15 protein-coding genes and 1 riboswitch are annotated in these 15499 nt (G+C 64.8%); of the genes, 2 read left to right on the top strand and 13 right to left on the bottom strand.

What is annotated here, in order from left to right; all coding sequences use genetic code 11:
- From ACGYK9_RS12025 to ACGYK9_RS11990, 8 genes are all read right to left on the bottom strand, one after another.
- Nucleotides 1-630, bottom strand: coding sequence for a precorrin-8X methylmutase (locus tag ACGYK9_RS12025; protein WP_394410912.1), 630 nt, complete (start codon nucleotides 628-630; stop codon nucleotides 1-3).
- Nucleotides 620-1768 (bottom strand): precorrin-3B synthase, encoded by a 1149-nt coding sequence (gene cobG / locus ACGYK9_RS12020; protein ID WP_394410909.1) that lies wholly within the window; start codon nucleotides 1766-1768, stop codon nucleotides 620-622. Before cobG ends, ACGYK9_RS12025 begins: the two co-directional genes overlap by 11 nt.
- The gene (gene cobN, locus ACGYK9_RS12015; protein WP_394410906.1) at nucleotides 1765-5007 is read right to left on the bottom strand and encodes a cobaltochelatase subunit CobN; all 3243 of its coding nucleotides are present in this window, start codon (nucleotides 5005-5007) and stop codon (nucleotides 1765-1767) included. Before cobN ends, cobG begins: the two co-directional genes overlap by 4 nt.
- A 6-nt stretch (nucleotides 5008-5013) precedes the next feature.
- The gene (gene cobW / locus ACGYK9_RS12010) at nucleotides 5014-6048 is read right to left on the bottom strand and encodes a cobalamin biosynthesis protein CobW (RefSeq protein ID WP_394410903.1); all 1035 of its coding nucleotides are present in this window, start codon (nucleotides 6046-6048) and stop codon (nucleotides 5014-5016) included.
- Nucleotides 6045-6419, bottom strand: coding sequence for a DUF1636 domain-containing protein (locus tag ACGYK9_RS12005; protein WP_209216755.1), 375 nt, complete (start codon nucleotides 6417-6419; stop codon nucleotides 6045-6047). Before ACGYK9_RS12005 ends, cobW begins: the two co-directional genes overlap by 4 nt.
- Before the next feature lie 72 nt (nucleotides 6420-6491).
- Nucleotides 6492-7004, bottom strand: a complete 513-nt coding sequence (locus ACGYK9_RS12000; RefSeq protein WP_394410900.1) for a hypothetical protein — start codon at nucleotides 7002-7004, stop codon at nucleotides 6492-6494.
- An 11-nt stretch (nucleotides 7005-7015) separates the two neighbouring features.
- Nucleotides 7016-7699, bottom strand: a complete 684-nt coding sequence (locus tag ACGYK9_RS11995) for a CbtA family protein (protein WP_271688498.1) — start codon at nucleotides 7697-7699, stop codon at nucleotides 7016-7018.
- Between the two features lie 212 nt (nucleotides 7700-7911).
- Nucleotides 7912-8082, bottom strand: a complete 171-nt coding sequence (locus ACGYK9_RS11990; RefSeq protein WP_082849519.1) for a CbtB-domain containing protein — start codon at nucleotides 8080-8082, stop codon at nucleotides 7912-7914.
- A gap of 33 nt (nucleotides 8083-8115) precedes the next feature.
- Nucleotides 8116-8333: riboswitch (cobalamin riboswitch) on the bottom strand.
- A 165-nt stretch (nucleotides 8334-8498) separates the two neighbouring features.
- On the opposite strand from ACGYK9_RS11990, the gene ACGYK9_RS11985 reads away from it, so the two are divergent.
- Complete coding sequence (locus ACGYK9_RS11985) at nucleotides 8499-9509, top strand: PAS domain-containing protein (RefSeq protein ID WP_394410897.1); 1011 nt, start codon at nucleotides 8499-8501, stop codon at nucleotides 9507-9509.
- A gap of 3 nt (nucleotides 9510-9512) precedes the next feature.
- Here ACGYK9_RS11985 and pncB read toward each other — a convergent pair whose 3' ends face one another.
- On the bottom strand, nucleotides 9513-10805 hold the full coding sequence (gene pncB / locus ACGYK9_RS11980; RefSeq protein ID WP_394410894.1) for a nicotinate phosphoribosyltransferase: 1293 nt from the start codon (nucleotides 10803-10805) through the stop codon (nucleotides 9513-9515).
- Nucleotides 10806-10874: 69 nt separating this feature from the next.
- Entirely contained in the window at nucleotides 10875-11471 is a 597-nt protein-coding gene (pncA, locus tag ACGYK9_RS11975) for a bifunctional nicotinamidase/pyrazinamidase (RefSeq protein WP_394410891.1), read from the bottom strand.
- A 98-nt stretch (nucleotides 11472-11569) separates the two neighbouring features.
- On the opposite strand from pncA, the gene ACGYK9_RS11970 reads away from it, so the two are divergent.
- Nucleotides 11570-12469: a rhodanese-related sulfurtransferase gene (locus ACGYK9_RS11970; protein WP_394410888.1), complete on the top strand. Its 900-nt coding sequence runs from the start codon at nucleotides 11570-11572 to the stop codon at nucleotides 12467-12469.
- A gap of 9 nt (nucleotides 12470-12478) precedes the next feature.
- On the opposite strand, the gene ACGYK9_RS11965 is transcribed toward ACGYK9_RS11970, so the two are convergent.
- The 3 genes from ACGYK9_RS11965 to ACGYK9_RS11955 are packed head-to-tail and all read right to left on the bottom strand — an operon-like array spanning nucleotide 12479 to nucleotide 15497.
- Complete coding sequence (locus ACGYK9_RS11965) at nucleotides 12479-13807, bottom strand: NAD(P)/FAD-dependent oxidoreductase (RefSeq protein WP_394410886.1); 1329 nt, start codon at nucleotides 13805-13807, stop codon at nucleotides 12479-12481.
- Nucleotides 13804-14625: an ABC transporter permease gene (locus ACGYK9_RS11960; protein WP_394410883.1), complete on the bottom strand. Its 822-nt coding sequence runs from the start codon at nucleotides 14623-14625 to the stop codon at nucleotides 13804-13806. The genes ACGYK9_RS11965 and ACGYK9_RS11960 overlap by 4 nt, the downstream gene beginning before the upstream one ends.
- Entirely contained in the window at nucleotides 14622-15497 is an 876-nt protein-coding gene (locus ACGYK9_RS11955; RefSeq protein ID WP_394411381.1) for an ABC transporter permease subunit, read from the bottom strand. Before ACGYK9_RS11955 ends, ACGYK9_RS11960 begins: the two co-directional genes overlap by 4 nt.
- Between the last annotated feature and the right edge of the window lie 2 nt (nucleotides 15498-15499).

Raw genomic sequence — 15499 nt, 5'->3', positions numbered from 1 at the left:
TCATTCCACCCTGCTGGCCAAGGCGTTCACCGCCGCCACGGTGATCGCCGAACCGCCCAAACGCCCCTGCACAATCATCGAGGGCACAGGCAAGTCCTGCATTAAGGCCTCTTTCGATTCCGCCGCGCCGATGAAGCCCACCGGGCAGCCGATGATTGCCGCCGGGCGCGGGCAATCGGGGTCTTCGAGCATGTTGAGCAGGTGAAACAGCGCCGTGGGCGCATTGCCGATGGCCACCACGGCGCCTTGCAGATGGGGCCGCCACAGTTCCAGCGCGGCAGCAGAGCGGGTGTTGCTCATCTTCGCGGCCAGTGCTGGCACCGAAGGGTCGCGCAGGGTGCAGATCACCTCATTCCCGCGCGGCAGGCGTTTGCGGGTGATGCCTTCGCTGACCATATAGGCGTCGCAGAGGATCGGCGCGCCGTCCTCCAGTGCCGCCCGCGCGGCCACGGCCATGCCTTCGGAAAAGCGGATGTGCTCTTCCAGCCCGACCATACCCGCGGCGTGGATCATGCGCACGGCGACGATCTCTTCCTCCGGGGTGAAACGCGCTAGCGCTGCTTCGGCGCGGATGGTGGCAAAGGACTGGCGGTAAATCTCGGCACCGTCGGTGATATAACTATGGGGCATCGGCGGACTTTCTAAGGTGAGAGGCGATGGCGGCGGGGGTCAGCCCGCGCAGATCAGGGATGGCATCGGCGCGGCCATCGTGGATGAGGTCATAGCGCTCTGGCGCGGTGGCGGTCAGGGTGAGGTCGGTAGCGCGCGGCGCGGCGCAGCCCTTGGCGCAGCCGGAGACATGCAGGCGTTGCCCCTTCGGCACCACGGCGGCAAGGTGCCGGGCCAGCCCGCGCGTCTCACCCCGGCCCTGTGCACAGCCCGGCGCGCCGATACACGCAACCACGCGCAACAGCGGGTCATCGGCGGCGGTGATAAGACCGGACAGATCAGGCAACCGCGTGGCACCTTCGATCAGCACCCTCCGCCACGGGGTCAGGCGCAGCGGGCCAAGCTCGGCGAGCGCGGCAAGCGTTTCGGCCTCCATCTGCCCGAAAGCACAGGCGACAAGCGCCCCGGCTGGGTAGAGGCCGGGGGCGGGTGTGCCCTGCCCTGTCTGACGCGGGCAGTCAAAACCGGCGGGAAGCGGCGCCCCCGTGGCCGTGGCGCGCGCGGCGCGGGGCACCCCCTGCGCGCGCACCCATTCGGCAAGCGCGATGGCCTCGGCCACCGCAGTCGCGCGGGTTACGGGTTTGCCCCGCGGCGCCCCTTCGATGCAGAGTAGCAGTTGCCCCTCCACCGACCGCTCGAACCGGATGTCGGCGGGATCGGCCTGCAACACCGGCTGCGGCCCTGCGTCGACCGCATAACCGAATTTGGCGGAGACATCCGGCAGCGCATGGGCCTGCGCGGCGGCAGAGAGGGCTTGGCAAAGGGAATCCGTATCATCGCCCGCCTGCCAAAAGGGGCTGACCATAATGTTGCGCCGCCGCTCCGTCCGCTCATCCACGTCGATCAGCGCCAGCGCGCGCAGCGCGTCGATCAGCCCTTCGTGCCGCGCGGGATCGACACCGCGCAGTTGCAGATTGCCCCGGTTCGACAGGTCGAGCATGCCATTGCCATAGCGCGTGGCCAGCCCCGCCACGCCGCGGGCTTGGGCCGGGGTCAAGCGTCCCTGCGGCACCCGCAGACGCACCACCAGCCCATCGCCCGAGAGCATCGGACGCAGCGCACCGGGGCACCAGCCCTTGATCGCCGGAGCCGCGCTCACGTCACCCCGTCCAATGTGGCCGAGATCGAATTGCGGCGGGTCAGCCAGAGGCCGGACTCGCGCAGCGCTGCGAAACGGTCGCGCATGGCTTGCAAGGCGGCGGGGTTCTCGGCCTCCATGAAGGCCACGAGATCTTCGCGCCCCAGTGTGGCGTCGAAATAGAGGTCGAAGAGATGCGCAGGCACCTCGCGCGTCAGATGCGCAAAGGCAGCAAGGTTGTCGAGTGTCGCTGCCACCTCTGCCGCGCCGCGAAAACCATGGCGCATCATGCCGCTGGCCCAGCCGGGATTGGCCGCACGGGCGCGGACGACGCGAGCGATCTCTTCGGGCATGGAGCGCGCGCGGGGGCTGCCTGCGCGGGTGTGGTCAAGGTGGTACATCGCCGGTTTCTGCGCGCCCAGATGCGCCATCGCGGCGGCAAAGCCGCCTTCATGGCTGGCATAGTCCGAGGCCAGCAGGATATCGCTTTCGGCCAAGTCCTGCACATGCGCAAAGCCATCGGCGCGCTGCAACTGCGCCTCCAGCGCGGCGCGGTCCTGATGCGCCTCGCCTTGGGCGTTGATCGCCCATTCTGACCCCGCGAGCCACGCCTCACCCGCTGCGGCGCGACCCGCTTCGGAATAGTCTTGCAAGGCCGCTTCCATATTCACGCCGTAAAGGCCCGGCTTGGGGCCAAAGACACGGGGGGTTCGGGTGAGATAGGGGTTCATATCCGGCGCTTCTTCGCGTTCGGCCAATGCCGCCGCCCCGGCTTCGAAAAGCTGCGCGAGGCCGGGAAAGACATCGCGGAACAGGCCCGAGATGCGCAGGGTCACGTCGATGCGCGGACGGTCCAGCAGGGTCAACGGGATCACCTCGAAACCCGACACCCGTTCACTGCCCTCATCCCATTTCGGCGCGATCCCGGCGAGATGCATCGCCATGGCGACCTCTTCGCCCGCCGTGCGCATGGTTGCGGAGCCCCAAAGGTCGATCACCAGCCCGCGCGGCCAGTCGCCATTGTCTTGCAGATGCCGCCTGAGCAATTCCTCGGCCAGTTTCACCCCCTGCGCATGGGCGGCCCGGCTGGGCACCCCGCGCGGATCGACGGCATAGAGGTTGCGCCCCGTCGGCAGCACATCAGACCGCCCGCGATAGGGTGAGCCGGAAGGCCCGGAGGTGACGCGCCGCCCTGCCAGCGCGGTCAGCAAACCGTCCCATTCGCCCGCCCCCGCGCCGAAGACGTGCAGACCATCGCCGTATTGGCTTTCCTTGATGTCGCAAACGAAGGCGTCGATCCGGGTTAGCGCCTCGGCCGAGGAACTGGCGGCGTCGAGGCCGAGGTCATCTTCCACCCCCGCCGCCTGCGCCTCGGCGCGGATCGTGTCGACCAGCCGGTCGCGGCGCGCGGGGTCGAGCCCGTCGGCGGTGGAATATTCGTCCAGCAGCCGTTCCAGCCGCAACAGCCCATCGGGCGTTTCACTGTCTTTCAGCGGGGGCGGCAGATGGCCGAGCGTCACCGCCCCGATGCGCCGCTTGGCCTGTGCCGCTTCGCCGGGATCGTTAACGATGAAGGGGTAGATCACCGGCAGATCACCGGTCAGCGCCTCGGGCCAGCAATCGCCCGAAAGGGCCACCGCCTTGCCCGGCAGCCACTCCAGCGTGCCATGCGCGCCGATATGCACCAGCGCGTGATGCCCCTGCGCCCGCAGCCAGAGGTAGAAGGCCACATAGGAATGCCGCGGCGTGCGGGCGAGGTCGTGATAGCTGTCTTCGCGGTCTTGCAGATCGCCCCGTTCGGGTTGCAGGGCGACCAGTGCGTTGCCGCAGGTTTGCGCGGCGAAGTGAAAGTCGCCGTCCTGCACCAGCGGATCATCCGCCGCCGCGCCCCACGCGTCGCGAAGGTCATCGCGCAGCGCCTGCGGCAGAGCGGCCAGCGCCGCCTCATAGTCGGCAAGGGGCCAAGTGATGCGCTGCTCGGTCAGGCTGCGGCCAAAGCCGATCTGCGGCGTGACGCCATAGCCCTCGCCCGCGAGCCGCATCAACATGTCTTCGACGCTGGCCAGCGCATCAAGACCGACCGCATGAGCCAGTTGATCGTCCCGCCCCGGATAGGTCGAGAGCACCAGTGCCAGCTTGCGCGTGGCCGCCGATGTCTGCGCCAGCCGATACCAGCCCAGCACACGGGCGACGACAGCCTCGATCCGCGCCTCTTCGGCACGGTGGGCAAAGCGGGAATATTGCAGGTCGGGGTCGCGCTTTCCGGGGCTCTTGAAACTGACGACGCCGCCGAAGATGCGGCCATCGACCTCGGGCAAGACCACATGCATCGCCAGATCGGCGGGGGAAAGGCCGCGCTCGCTCTCGTCCCAATCGCGCCGCCGGGCGGTGGAGAGGGCCACCTGAAACACCGGACAGCCCGGCGCGTCAAGTGGGGAGGTGCCATCATCCCCGCGCCCCGAAAAGGCGGTGGCGTTGACGATGGCCACGGGTTTCATCGCCGCCAGCGCATCGCCCAGAAAGCCCCGCGCGGGATCGGATTTAAGCGAGGGCACGAAAAGCCCGATCGCGTTCAGCCCCGCCGCACGCAACGCGCGGATCAGCGCATCGACGGGCGCGGTATCGGCGGCCAGAAGATAGCTGCGGTAAAAGGTAACCGCGACAGTCTGCCCCGCCGCGTCGGCGAGGGGAAGCACCCCTTGATCGGGGTCGTAATAGCCGCAATCCGGCACCGTTTTCGTGCCCATGACCGGCCCGGCGTAAAAGCCCGCCGCCAGCGCCATCTGCGCCAGCGCGGCCTGCGCCGCCACCGGCCCGCCTGCATCACAGAGATGCGCAAGACGGCGGAGCGTGGAAACCGGCAAAGTCGAATGCGCGTCTAGCACCGGATCTTCGCGCCCATCGGCGGGCAGCACGGCCAGCGCGATGTCATTCCGGCGGGCGAAGTCTTGGACCTGCATGATGCCGTAGGGCCAGTAATTCTCCCCCCCGATGAGGCGGATCAGAATGCCCTTGGCCCCGGTCAGCGTCTGTTCGATGTAGTTGTCGACCGAGGCCGGGTGCCGCAGCGCCACGAGGTTGCACAGCCGCAGCGAGGGCAGCTTGCCCTCCTTGCCGCCGCCGCGATGCCAGCCTGCCGCGAAAGCGCCGAGGTCACTGTCGGAAAACGACAGCACCACCAGATCGGCGGGGGTTTGCCCCGGATCATAGGGGGTGTCGGTATCCTCCAACCCGTGGCTTTCGCGAAAGACGACATGCATGGGGGGTCAGGCTCCCAAAGTCTCGCGGATTTTGGCGAGGTCGATGTCGTCATGTTCGGCGATCACCACCAGATGCCCGGCGCGCGTGTCACTGCCCCAAGGGCGGTCGAACTGCTGGCGCACCCGCGCGCCCACGGCCTGCACCAACAGGCGCATCGGCTTGCCCTCGACCGCGACATAGCCCTTCACGCGCAGGATGTTCTGCTCACGCGCGAGCCGCTCGATCGAGGCCACCAGCGCATTGACATCCGACACTTCCGGCATCGGGATCACCACGGTTTCGAAATCGTCATGCTCGTGATCGTCATGGCCGTCGTGATGCGAAGGGCGCGCGGCGAGGTCGTCTTCGGCGGCGGCGTTGAGGCCGAGCACCACCTTGGGGTCGATCACGCCTTCGGTCATCTCAAGGATCGGAATCTCACGCGGGCTTTCTTCTTCAATCACCTTGCGGGCTTTGGCAAGGCCATCGGGACCGGCGAGATCGGCCTTGGACATCAGCACGATATCGGCGCAGGAAATCTGATCTTCGAACACTTCGGAGAGCGGCGTTTCGTGGTCGAGGCTGTCATCGGCCAGACGCTGCGCGTCCACGGCGGCGACATCGGCGGCGAAAGTGCCAGCGGCCACGGCCTCGGCATCGGCCAGCGCGATGACGCCGTCGACGGTGATCTTGGACCGGATCGCGGGCCAGTCGAAGGCTTTGAGCAGCGGTTTCGGCAGGGCGAGCCCGGAGGTTTCAATCAGGATGTGATCGGGGCGCGTGGGCAGTGCCATCAACGCTTCGATGGTGGGGATGAAATCATCGGCCACGGTGCAACAAATGCAGCCATTGGCCAGCTCGACGATATTCTCCGCCGGGCAGTCGTCGATGGCGCAGGATTTCAGGATGTCCCCATCCACCCCCACGGTGCCGAACTCATTGACCAGAACCGCAAGGCGGCGCCCGCCTGCATTGGTCATGAGATGGCGGATCAACGTGGTCTTGCCCGCGCCGAGAAAGCCGGTGATGACGGTAACGGGGATTTTGGCGAGATCGCTCATACGGTAGGCTCCTGCGGCAGGGTCAAAGGGGGGATACGCGCAAGGCTTTGCTTGCGAAAGATGACCGGGCGTTCGCGCCATGGCACGAGCCCGTCTTGAGTGGCGGCATAGGCGGCAGCTCCGGCAAGGATGTCGGCGGCGTCTTCCTTGGTCAAGCGGCCATAGACATAGGACCATTTGCCCGGCGCAGAAAGCGCCACGGCGGCGCCCTGCGAACAGGCCGAAAGACATTGCACCGGCACGATGGTCACGCCCTCGGGCGCGCCTGCGGCGTCGAGGGCGGCATGAAGCTGCGCGCCGGGGCGCGGGGCGTCTTCCTCCAGCACCTCACCGGCGCGGCAGGTCATGCAGACATGTAGGGTTGCGCTCATTGATCTTGTCCCATCGGGTTATGCGTGCCGGGTATGCGCTCCGGCCCGCCATGAAAAGGGGAGGCGGCGCGATTATTCAACCGTCAGCACCTCACGGGCCGTAATCGGCGCACCGTTCACCGCCAAGGGGCGGTGGTCATTGGCGTTGAGCGTGACCTCCACCGTGACCTCGCCCTTGGGCAGATCGGCCAGATGCAGCCACGGGCCATAAAGCCGCCCGATCTTGGCACCGTTGACATAGACATGGGCATGGCCCTCGCCCGGTTGATTTTCGCCGCTGGCGTTCTGGGGGGCAAAGGCGAAGCCTTCGGTCTCAACAAAAAGGTTATGGCCTGACATCGGGTCAGGGGTTACGCGGATGGCAAGGCTGGGGGCCACTTCAGCGGCCAGCGCGATGGGCTGGCCATGCATGCGCGCGTGATCCGCACCACCGTGATCCATGGCCGCATGCCCGCCGCCGCCATGGGCGGCAGGGTCGCCGTGATCATGGCCGTCAAAGGTCACACCGTTGCTTGCGGCGATGGCAAAACCGATGCCACCGCCAAAGACCAATCCAATGGCGAATAGCGCCAGTGATCTGTCCATCTCGACCTCCCTCAGGCGCTCTGCGCGCCTTCACGTTGCCAAAAGAACCCGGCGAAACTGCCCAGCAACACCCATGCGGCCAAGCCGATGCCAAGCGCACGCGCGGCGAAGAGCGCGCCGATCTCTGTCGGTACCGGGCCGCTGAAGCTTTCGGGTTCGGGTGCGCCGACGACATGGGGGGCCATCAGCAGAACCGCCGCGCCGATCCACGCGCCCCAGCCTTTGCCGAAGGCGAGCAACCAAAGCGCTACCAACGCTGCCGCTGCGGTGGCAAACCACCAGATTTGCCGCGCGGTGATGTCCGCTGCGGCCACACCGGGCACTTCGGGCGCAAGGCTGAACCCCGGCGCGAGGTGGAAAGCGACGAAGCCCGCAACACCCCAAAGGATGCCCCAACGGCCATCGATTACCGCGCCGCGCTCTTCGCCAAGGCTCATCGCGGCCAGAAGGATCAGCGCATAGGCGGTATAGGTCAACATGGTGAAGATCAGGCTCAACCCATCGCGGACGGCATCGAAACCGGGCAAATCGGGGTGCGCGCTGACGGGGTCGGCCCCGAAATGCACCAGCGCGCCGGTCTCATAAAGCTCGGCATGAAGCAGCACGGGCTGCACGAAATAGAGTTGCAGCAGGCCGGTCAACAAGCCGGCAGAGGCCCCTGCAAAGAGGGCGGAAGTCAGAAAACGTGAAAACATCGCAATGATCCTTAGATGCGAAATGATACTCAGCGCCGCGCGAAACGCGGGTCGAGGACATACCCAGCCTCAAGATGTGCCAAAGCCCTCCCGACGCAGCGAACGGCGGGCGCGGGCAAAACAGCGAAAGGCAGGCATTGATCAATGGCAGAATCACAGACAGCCGGACTGCGGCATGGCAGCCCGGACCCCTGTAATACCGAACGCGGCGCTTAGTGGCAGGGAAAGCCTGTCGCGTGGCGCACGTCATGGGCGGCATCATGCAGTGCTGCGGCCTGCACATGGCCGGTCAGCGCCATCAGAGCCACACCCAATACGGCGGCAAACAGCGCCGGTACGAGTTTGCTGCGCGTGGCACCGGCGGTCTTAATCATCGTCGTCATCTTCAATCTCCTTACCGTCACACCCGACGGCATCTAGCGTTTCATTTGCCTGGCAGGTCTCCTGGCTCGCGGGTCGTGGCCTTTGCCCGCCTTCCCCGTCCGAAAGGACAAGTGGCACGAGGGGCATTGGCTTACCGCTTACAGTCGCGGGGGCGGCTTCGGCTTCAGGGTCGGGCGACCCCTTACTGAATTCCCTTTTCGGTCCCACACTCAAAGGCGCTTTTCGGGACACCAAGCGCCCTCAATTACGCATTTTAGGCCCTTCCTGACAAGCCGCATTTATCGAACCTCGCGGAACCTTATGGCGCATACAGCATTTAGTAGATAAATATGGCCCAACCCCCAGTATGCGGGTTGACCCAAAAGCCACGTGCAGGGCACATTGACGGCCAGTTTCGATCAAAGGGCGGGAATTCATGAACGACAACACGGTCTCCGCCGCTCGGCAGACCCTGACCGAAGACGTTCTAGGCAAGGTCGTGCGCTACGCCCGCTTGCCGCTGTGCATCACCGATCCGACCCTGCCTGACAATCCCATCGTCTATGTGAATGACGCGTTCACCGATCTGACTGGCTATGGCTCGGATGAGATCGTCGGGCAAAACTGCCGTTTTCTACAAGGGCCCGAAACGACGCGTGAAAGCGTCGATGCCGTGCGCGAAATCCTTGCGGACCGCCGGGTCGATACGGTTGAGATCGTGAACTACCGCAAGGATGGCAGCCGCTTCCTGAACGCCCTGCAACTGGGGCCGATCAATGACGAAGATGGCAATCTGATCTACTTCTTCGGCTCGCAACTCGACGTTTCCGAACGCCGCCGGGTGGAGCGGGAGCACCGGCAACTGGCCGATGACGAATTGCTGCACCGGCTGCGCAATATCGTCAACGTTATGACTGCGATGGTCCGCCTGACCGCCCGTGAGGAGCCGACCCCGGCGGCCTTTGCCGACAAGGTGATCGAGCGGCTGGCCGCCTTGGGCGCGGCGCATTTCGACACGATTGGCCGCAGCGACCAGCATGAGGTGGATTTCGAGACGCTGATGGGGCCGATCATGCGGGCCTACACCTCGGCCACCGAGGATCAGATCAACCTCACCGGGGCGAATCCGCTGATCTCGCACCGCCTCGTTTCCCCCCTGACGCTGGCCTTGCACGAGCTGGCGACGAATGCGGTGAAACACGGCTCGCTCAGTTCCGATACCGGGCGGGTATCGCTCGATATCACCATCCTTCAGGAGCCTGCCCGCCTGCGGTTTGTCTGGCGCGAAACAGGCGGGCCGGAGGTCATCAAGTCTCCGCGCAACAGCGGCTCGCGGATCATCCAGTCCTTGACCCGCGCGGTCGGTGGCACCCTGCACTACGATTGGCAGCCCGAAGGGTTAATCGCCACGGCGGAGTTCCCCGTGGCCGCCCTTGGCGAAGGCTGACCGTCAAACGATCACCTGCTGCGCGGCCTGCTCTCCGACCCCGAAAACACGCTTGTAACGCGCGATTTCATCCACCGGACCCATCGCCTTGTTCGGGTTGTCTGAGAGTTTGACCGTAGGCCGCCCATTGGCGCTGACTGCTTTGCAGACCAAACTAAAGGGCGCCAGCGCATCATTCGGCACCAGCCCGCGGAAGTCATTGGTCAGCAACGTCCCCCAACCGAAAGAGACCTTGGCCTTGCCCGCAAACTGCGCGTGCAACTCCTTGATCTTGTCCACATCCAGCCCATCGCTGAAGATCACCCGCTTGGTCGTCGGATCCTCGCCGCGGGCGCGCCACCAGTCAATGGCCGTCTGCGCCGCCGTGGCCGGATCGCCGCTGTCGACGCGGATGCCGGTCCAGCCCGCCAGCCAATCCGGCGCGTGATCGAGAAAGCCCTTAGTGCCGTAGGTATCGGGCAGGATGATCCGCAGGTTGCCCTCATGCTCATCATGCCAATCCGACAGCACGTCATAGGGCGCACGGGCAAGGGCGGCGTCATCCTCGGCCAAAGCGGCATAGACCATGGGCAATTCATGGGCATTGGTGCCAATCGCCTCAAGCTCGCGCATCATGGCGATGCGACAGTTGGAGGTGCCGGTAAAGGCATCGCCCAGCCCCTCATGCATCGCCTGCACGCACCAATCCTGCCAAAGGTAGGAATGCCGCCGCCGGGTGCCAAAATCCGCGATCGAAAGATTGTCGACCTCGCGCAGCGCTTCGATCTTTTCCCAAACGCGGGTCATGGCACGGGCGTAAAGCACCTGAAGCTCGAACTTGCCCATCGGGTCGAGCGCGGCGCGGCTGCGCAGCTCCATCAACACCGCCAGCGCGGGAATCTCCCAAAGCATGACCTCATGCCACTTGCCCTCAAAGGTCAGTTCATACTGATCGCCCTTCCGTTCCAGATGATAGGGCGGCAGGCGCATGCCTTCGAACCACTCCATGAAATCGGGGCGGAACATCTGGCGTTTGCCGTAGAAGGTATTGCCGCGCAGCCATGTGCTCTCCCCCCGGCTGAGGCTGAGCGAGCGGATGTGATCGAGTTGCTCGCGCAACTCCCCCTCGTCGATCAGCTTGGCCAGCGGGATATGGGTGGAGCGGTTGATCAGGCTAAAGGTGACCTGCGTGTCCGGCTTGTTGCGAAACACCGATTGGCACATCAAGAGCTTGTAGAAATCCGTGTCGATCAGCGACCGCACGATGGGGTCGATTTTCCACTTGTGGTTATAGACGCGGGTGGCGATGTCGACCATGGGAGGTTCCTTATTGCGTGCCCCTTCATGCCAAGGGGTCGGGCAGATGGGCAAGGGGAAAGCGGCGGATCAGGCCAGCGTCACCCCCGCCGCGCGCATGCCTTCGCGGGCCTTGGCAAGCGATCCGTCCAGATCAATCGCCCGGCACAGGTCTTCGCGCACGTCGACCTTGAACCCCAGCTTCGCCGCGTCCACAGCCGAGAAGTTCACGCAGAAATCCAGCGCCAACCCGACCATGGTCAGCCGCTCGACCCCGCGTGTGCGCAGGTAGCCTTCGAGCCCCGTGGGCGTGCGGTGGTCATTCTCGAAAAACGCCGAATAGCTGTCGATGTCGGGGTTATAGCCCTTGCGGATGATCAGATCGGCGCGGTCGGTTTGCAACTCGGGGTGGAACTGCGCGCCAATGCTGCCTTGGATGCAGTGATCGGGCCAAAGCACCTGCGGGCCGTAGGGCATGGTGATGACCTCGTAAGGCCCGTTGTCCTTATGCGATGAGGCAAAAGACGAATGCCCCGCCGGGTGCCAGTCCTGCGTCAAGACCACCGCGTCGAACTCGGGCATCAGCGCGTTGATGCCGCGCAGAATCTCATCGCCCTGCGGCACTTCCAGCGCGCCGCCGGGGCAGAAATCATTTTGAACGTCGATCACGATCAGGGCATGGGTCATGAGCATTCTCCTTACCAAAAGGGGTAGGGCTGCGGATGGGGTAGGTCAATGGCACGCGCCGGATTGAGCTTTGCCGCCGAAGCGCTTATTTGACGCTCATGTATACCATCGCCGCCCTATATCACTTCACCCGCTTCGACGATCCCGCCGCGCTCAAACCCGCGCTTTTGGCGCTTTGCGAGGCGCAATCGGTCATGGGCACGCTGCTGTTGGCCGCCGAAGGGGTGAACGGCACCATCGCGGGGCCGCGCGCCGGGATCGACGCGGTGATCGCCCATCTCCGCGCCCTGCCCGGCTGCGCGGATCTGGAGTGGAAAGAGGCCACCAGCGACAAGCCGCCCTTCGGCAAGATGAAGGTGCGCATCAAGCGCGAGATCGTGACGATGGGCCAGCCCGATGTCGACCCGCGCGCCAAGGTGGGCCATTACGTCGACCCCAAAGACTGGAACGAATTGATCCGCTCCCCCGATGTGGCGGTGATCGACACGCGCAACAGCTACGAAGTGGCGATTGGCTCCTTCGCAGGCGCGGTCGACCCCGAGACCGAGAGCTTTGGTGAATTCCCCGCGTGGTGGGAGGCGAACAAAGACCGCTTCCACAACAAGAAAATCGCGATGTTCTGCACCGGCGGCATCCGTTGCGAAAAATCGACCAACTATCTGATCGGTCAGGGCGTCGAGGATGTCTTCCACCTCAAAGGCGGCATCCTGAAATACCTCGAAGAGGTGCCCGAACAGGAAAGCACATGGGAAGGCGACTGTTTCGTCTTTGACAACCGCGTCAGCGTCGGCCACGGGCTGCGCGAGGGGCCGCATATGCTTTGCCACGGATGCCGCCGCCCGATCCTGCCTGAAGATACGCAGCACCCCGCCTATGAGGCTGGGGTGTCCTGTCATCAATGTGTGGATGAGACCTCGGCAGAGGATAAGGAACGGTTCCGCGAACGCCAGCGCCAGATGACGCTGGCCAAGGAACGCGCGGCGCGGGAAGAGGGCTGACCGCCCCCCTCAGCGATCCGACAGCGCGAAGCCTGCATAGGCAAAGGGCATGACCGCCCGGCGAAAACGGCCCAATTCGAACCGTGCAAGCGGGGCGCGCATGGGGGCGGGATAGGGCCGCTCGGGCGTAATGCCGCGAACCAGATCGGCCAAGAGCGCACCGGAATAGCTGCCCATCGCCACCCCATTGCCGTGGTAGCACAGCCCTGCGAAGATCCCCGGCTGATCCGGCACCTGCCCCACGAAGGGCATGCGATTGCGCGCGATACAGACCATGCCGGACCAGCCATGCGGCGTTTCGACATGACGCCACGCGGGGAACATCGCCTCGAAATCCGCCCGGGCCCGGGCCAGCGCGCGCCGTTCGGAATTGGGGTTGGACATCAGCCCGCCGCGCACGCCGAACAACATGCGATTGTCGGGCATCAGCCGGAAATAATGCAGCAGATGGCGGCTGTCGTAGCAGGCCTGCTGGCTGGTCCAACCTTGGGCGGAAAGCTCTGCCTCGGTCATCGGGCGGGTCACGATCACGCTGGATTGCGTCGGCATGTAGCGCGCGGCCAGCCATGGCGGCAGGTCTTCGGAGGAATAGCCATTGGTGGCGATGATCACCCGCTCGGCCCGAATGCGGCCCTGCGGCGTCGTGACCTCGAACGCGCCCTTGCGCACTGTCACCCCGGTGGCCGGGCTGTTGTGATAGATCGCGGCCCCCGCCTCTTCCGCGGCCTGTGCGAGGGCGGTCACATATTTGCGGGGGTTGAGGCCAAAGCCAATCGGCACGGTGATCGCGCCCTCGAAGCCTGCGTTCAGCCCCTCGGCGGCCAGATCGGCCTTTTCGGTCAACCGGGCCGTGACGCCGTAATTCTCCGCGTAGTACTCCAGCCTGCCGCGCATCTCTTCGAAATCGCGCGGGCGGTGGGCCAGCTGGGTTTCCCCTCGAGAATGCCGATCAACATTGATGCCGCGGGCGGCGATGAAATCCTCCACCTGTCGGATCGCCGCCACCTCGGCCTGCCGCCAGCCAAGCCGCTCTGCCCGCCCGAATTTCCGGTCAAGCGCCGCGTCGTCCAGCATCCCGCCGCCCAAGCAGCAAAAGCCCCCGTTGCGGCCCGAAGCGCCAAAGCCCACCCGCTCGGCCTCCAGAACCGTGGCCCCGACCCCGGCCTGCGCCAGATGCAGCGCGGCATTGAGGCCGGTGAAACCGCCACCGATGATCACAACATCGGCCTGCGCGTCGCCCTGTTGCGCCGGGCGGTCCGGCGCGGCGCAGGTTTCATCCCACCAGCAGCCCGCGCGCGGTGCCTCGGAGTAGGCGAAATCCGCGTAGATGCGCCTCATGAGGCGGGCCGTTCCGCCGCACGGGCCTCCTCTTGCGCGCGTAGGCTGGAGCGTTTGCTGACCAACGACGCGATGATGACACCCACGGTCACGATGGCGATCATGATTGTCGAAAGCGCGTTGATCTCGGGCGAGACGCCCAAGCGCACGGCGCTGAAGATCTTGATCGGCAGCGTGGTGGCCGACGGGCCGGCGGTGAAGGAGGCGATGACCAGATCATCGAGGCTGAGCGTGAAGGCCAGAAGCCAGCCCGAGATCACCGCAGGCGCGATGATCGGCAGGGTCACGAGGCGGAAGGCCTCCCATGGCGAGGAGCCGAGGTCGAGCGCGGCCTCCTCCAACGAACGGTCGAAGGACACCAGCCGCGAAGAGACGACGACCGAGACATAGCACATCGAAAAGGTCGTATGCGCCAGCACGATGGTCAGCACGCCGCGGTCCAGCCCGATGCCGATGAAAAGCAAGAGGAGCGACAGGCCGGTGATCACCTCAGGCATGACCAGCGGCGCGTAGATCATGCCGGAAAAGAGCGTCCGCCCCATGAAGCGCCCGCCGCGCACCAGCACATAGGCCGCCATCGTGCCCAGCACCGTGGCGATGGAGGAGGAGATCACCGCGACCTTCAGCGTGACCCAAGCCGCATTCAGGAAGGCTTCGTTTTGCAACAGCTCGCCATACCAGCGGGTCGAGAATCCGGCCCAGACCGTCACCAGTTTCGAGGCGTTGAAACTGTAGATCACCAGAATGATCATCGGCAGGTAGAGAAAGGCGAAGCCCAAGGTGAGCGAGGTCACGTTGAACCATGTCATCCGCTTCATTGTTCGGCCTCCGCCTGTTTCTGCTGGTTGCGCTGGAAGAGGATGATCGGAATGATCAGGATCAGCAGCAGGATCACCGCCACCGCACTCGCCACCGGCCAGTCGCGGTTGTTGAAGAACTCCTCCCACAGCACCTTGCCGATCATCAGCGTGCCCGACCCGCCCAAGAGCGAGGGGATCACAAATTCACCCAAAGCCGGGATGAAGACAAGGAAGCTGCCCGCCACGATGCCGTTGCGCGACAGCGGGATCGTCACCAGCCAGAAGGCTTGCAAACGCGAGCAGCCGAGATCCTCCGCCGCCTCGTTGAGCGACTCGTCGAGCCGGTCGAGCGCGGCATAGATCGGCAGGATCATGAACGGCAGGTAGGTATAGACGATGCCGATATAGACTGCCGTATTGGTATTAAGGATCTGTAAAGGCTCTGCCGTTAGACCCAACCCCATCAAGAGTTGGTTCAGCAGCCCTTCGTTGCTGAGAATGCCCATCCACGCATAGACGCGGATCAGGAAGGAGGTCCAGAACGGCAGGATCACCAACATCATCAATGTGGCGCGCCACTCTTCGGGGGCGCGGGCCATGCCATAGGCGATGGGATAGCCGACCAAGAGCGTCAGCGCGGTCGATACAACGGCGATGCGCAGGGAGCTAAGGTAGGCTTTCCAATAAAGGTCGTCGGAGGCGAGGAAGGTAAAATTCTCGAAATCCAACTGGGCCATCAGGGCGCCGATGCCGTCTTTGATCGTCGGCGTATAGGGCGGGATCGCCAGCGCCGTATCGGAGAGGGAGATTTTGAAAACGATCAGGAAAGGCACCAGAAACAGCGCCAACAGCCAGAGGTACGGGACCGCGATCAGGGCGAAACGACGCATGT

Origin of the sequence: Sulfitobacter sp. 1A15258 (genome assembly GCF_043557045.1) — a bacterium.
GTDB lineage: Bacteria > Pseudomonadota > Alphaproteobacteria > Rhodobacterales > Rhodobacteraceae > Sulfitobacter > Sulfitobacter faviae.
This window is presented reverse-complemented; position numbering and strand designations above follow the sequence as displayed.

Excerpts from the sequence above, each read along its gene's own strand:
- ACGYK9_RS12025 (WP_394410912.1), bottom strand. The coding sequence starts at position 630 with ATGCCCCATAGTTATATCACCGACGGTGCCGAGATTTACCGCCAGTCC.
- cobN (WP_394410906.1), bottom strand. The coding sequence starts at position 5,007 with ATGCATGTCGTCTTTCGCGAAAGCCACGGGTTGGAGGATACCGACACC.
- cobW (WP_394410903.1), bottom strand. The coding sequence starts at position 6,048 with ATGAGCGATCTCGCCAAAATCCCCGTTACCGTCATCACCGGCTTTCTC.
- ACGYK9_RS12005 (WP_209216755.1), bottom strand. The coding sequence starts at position 6,419 with ATGAGCGCAACCCTACATGTCTGCATGACCTGCCGCGCCGGTGAGGTG.
- ACGYK9_RS12000 (WP_394410900.1), bottom strand. The coding sequence starts at position 7,004 with ATGGACAGATCACTGGCGCTATTCGCCATTGGATTGGTCTTTGGCGGT.
- ACGYK9_RS11995 (WP_271688498.1), bottom strand. The coding sequence starts at position 7,699 with ATGTTTTCACGTTTTCTGACTTCCGCCCTCTTTGCAGGGGCCTCTGCC.
- ACGYK9_RS11990 (WP_082849519.1), bottom strand. The coding sequence starts at position 8,082 with ATGACGACGATGATTAAGACCGCCGGTGCCACGCGCAGCAAACTCGTA.
- ACGYK9_RS11985 (WP_394410897.1), top strand. The coding sequence starts at position 8,499 with ATGAACGACAACACGGTCTCCGCCGCTCGGCAGACCCTGACCGAAGAC.
- pncB (WP_394410894.1), bottom strand. The coding sequence starts at position 10,805 with ATGGTCGACATCGCCACCCGCGTCTATAACCACAAGTGGAAAATCGAC.
- pncA (WP_394410891.1), bottom strand. The coding sequence starts at position 11,471 with ATGACCCATGCCCTGATCGTGATCGACGTTCAAAATGATTTCTGCCCC.
- ACGYK9_RS11970 (WP_394410888.1), top strand. The coding sequence starts at position 11,570 with ATGTATACCATCGCCGCCCTATATCACTTCACCCGCTTCGACGATCCC.
- ACGYK9_RS11965 (WP_394410886.1), bottom strand. The coding sequence starts at position 13,807 with ATGAGGCGCATCTACGCGGATTTCGCCTACTCCGAGGCACCGCGCGCG.
- ACGYK9_RS11960 (WP_394410883.1), bottom strand. The coding sequence starts at position 14,625 with ATGAAGCGGATGACATGGTTCAACGTGACCTCGCTCACCTTGGGCTTC.
- ACGYK9_RS11955 (WP_394411381.1), bottom strand. The coding sequence starts at position 15,497 with ATGCGTCGTTTCGCCCTGATCGCGGTCCCGTACCTCTGGCTGTTGGCG.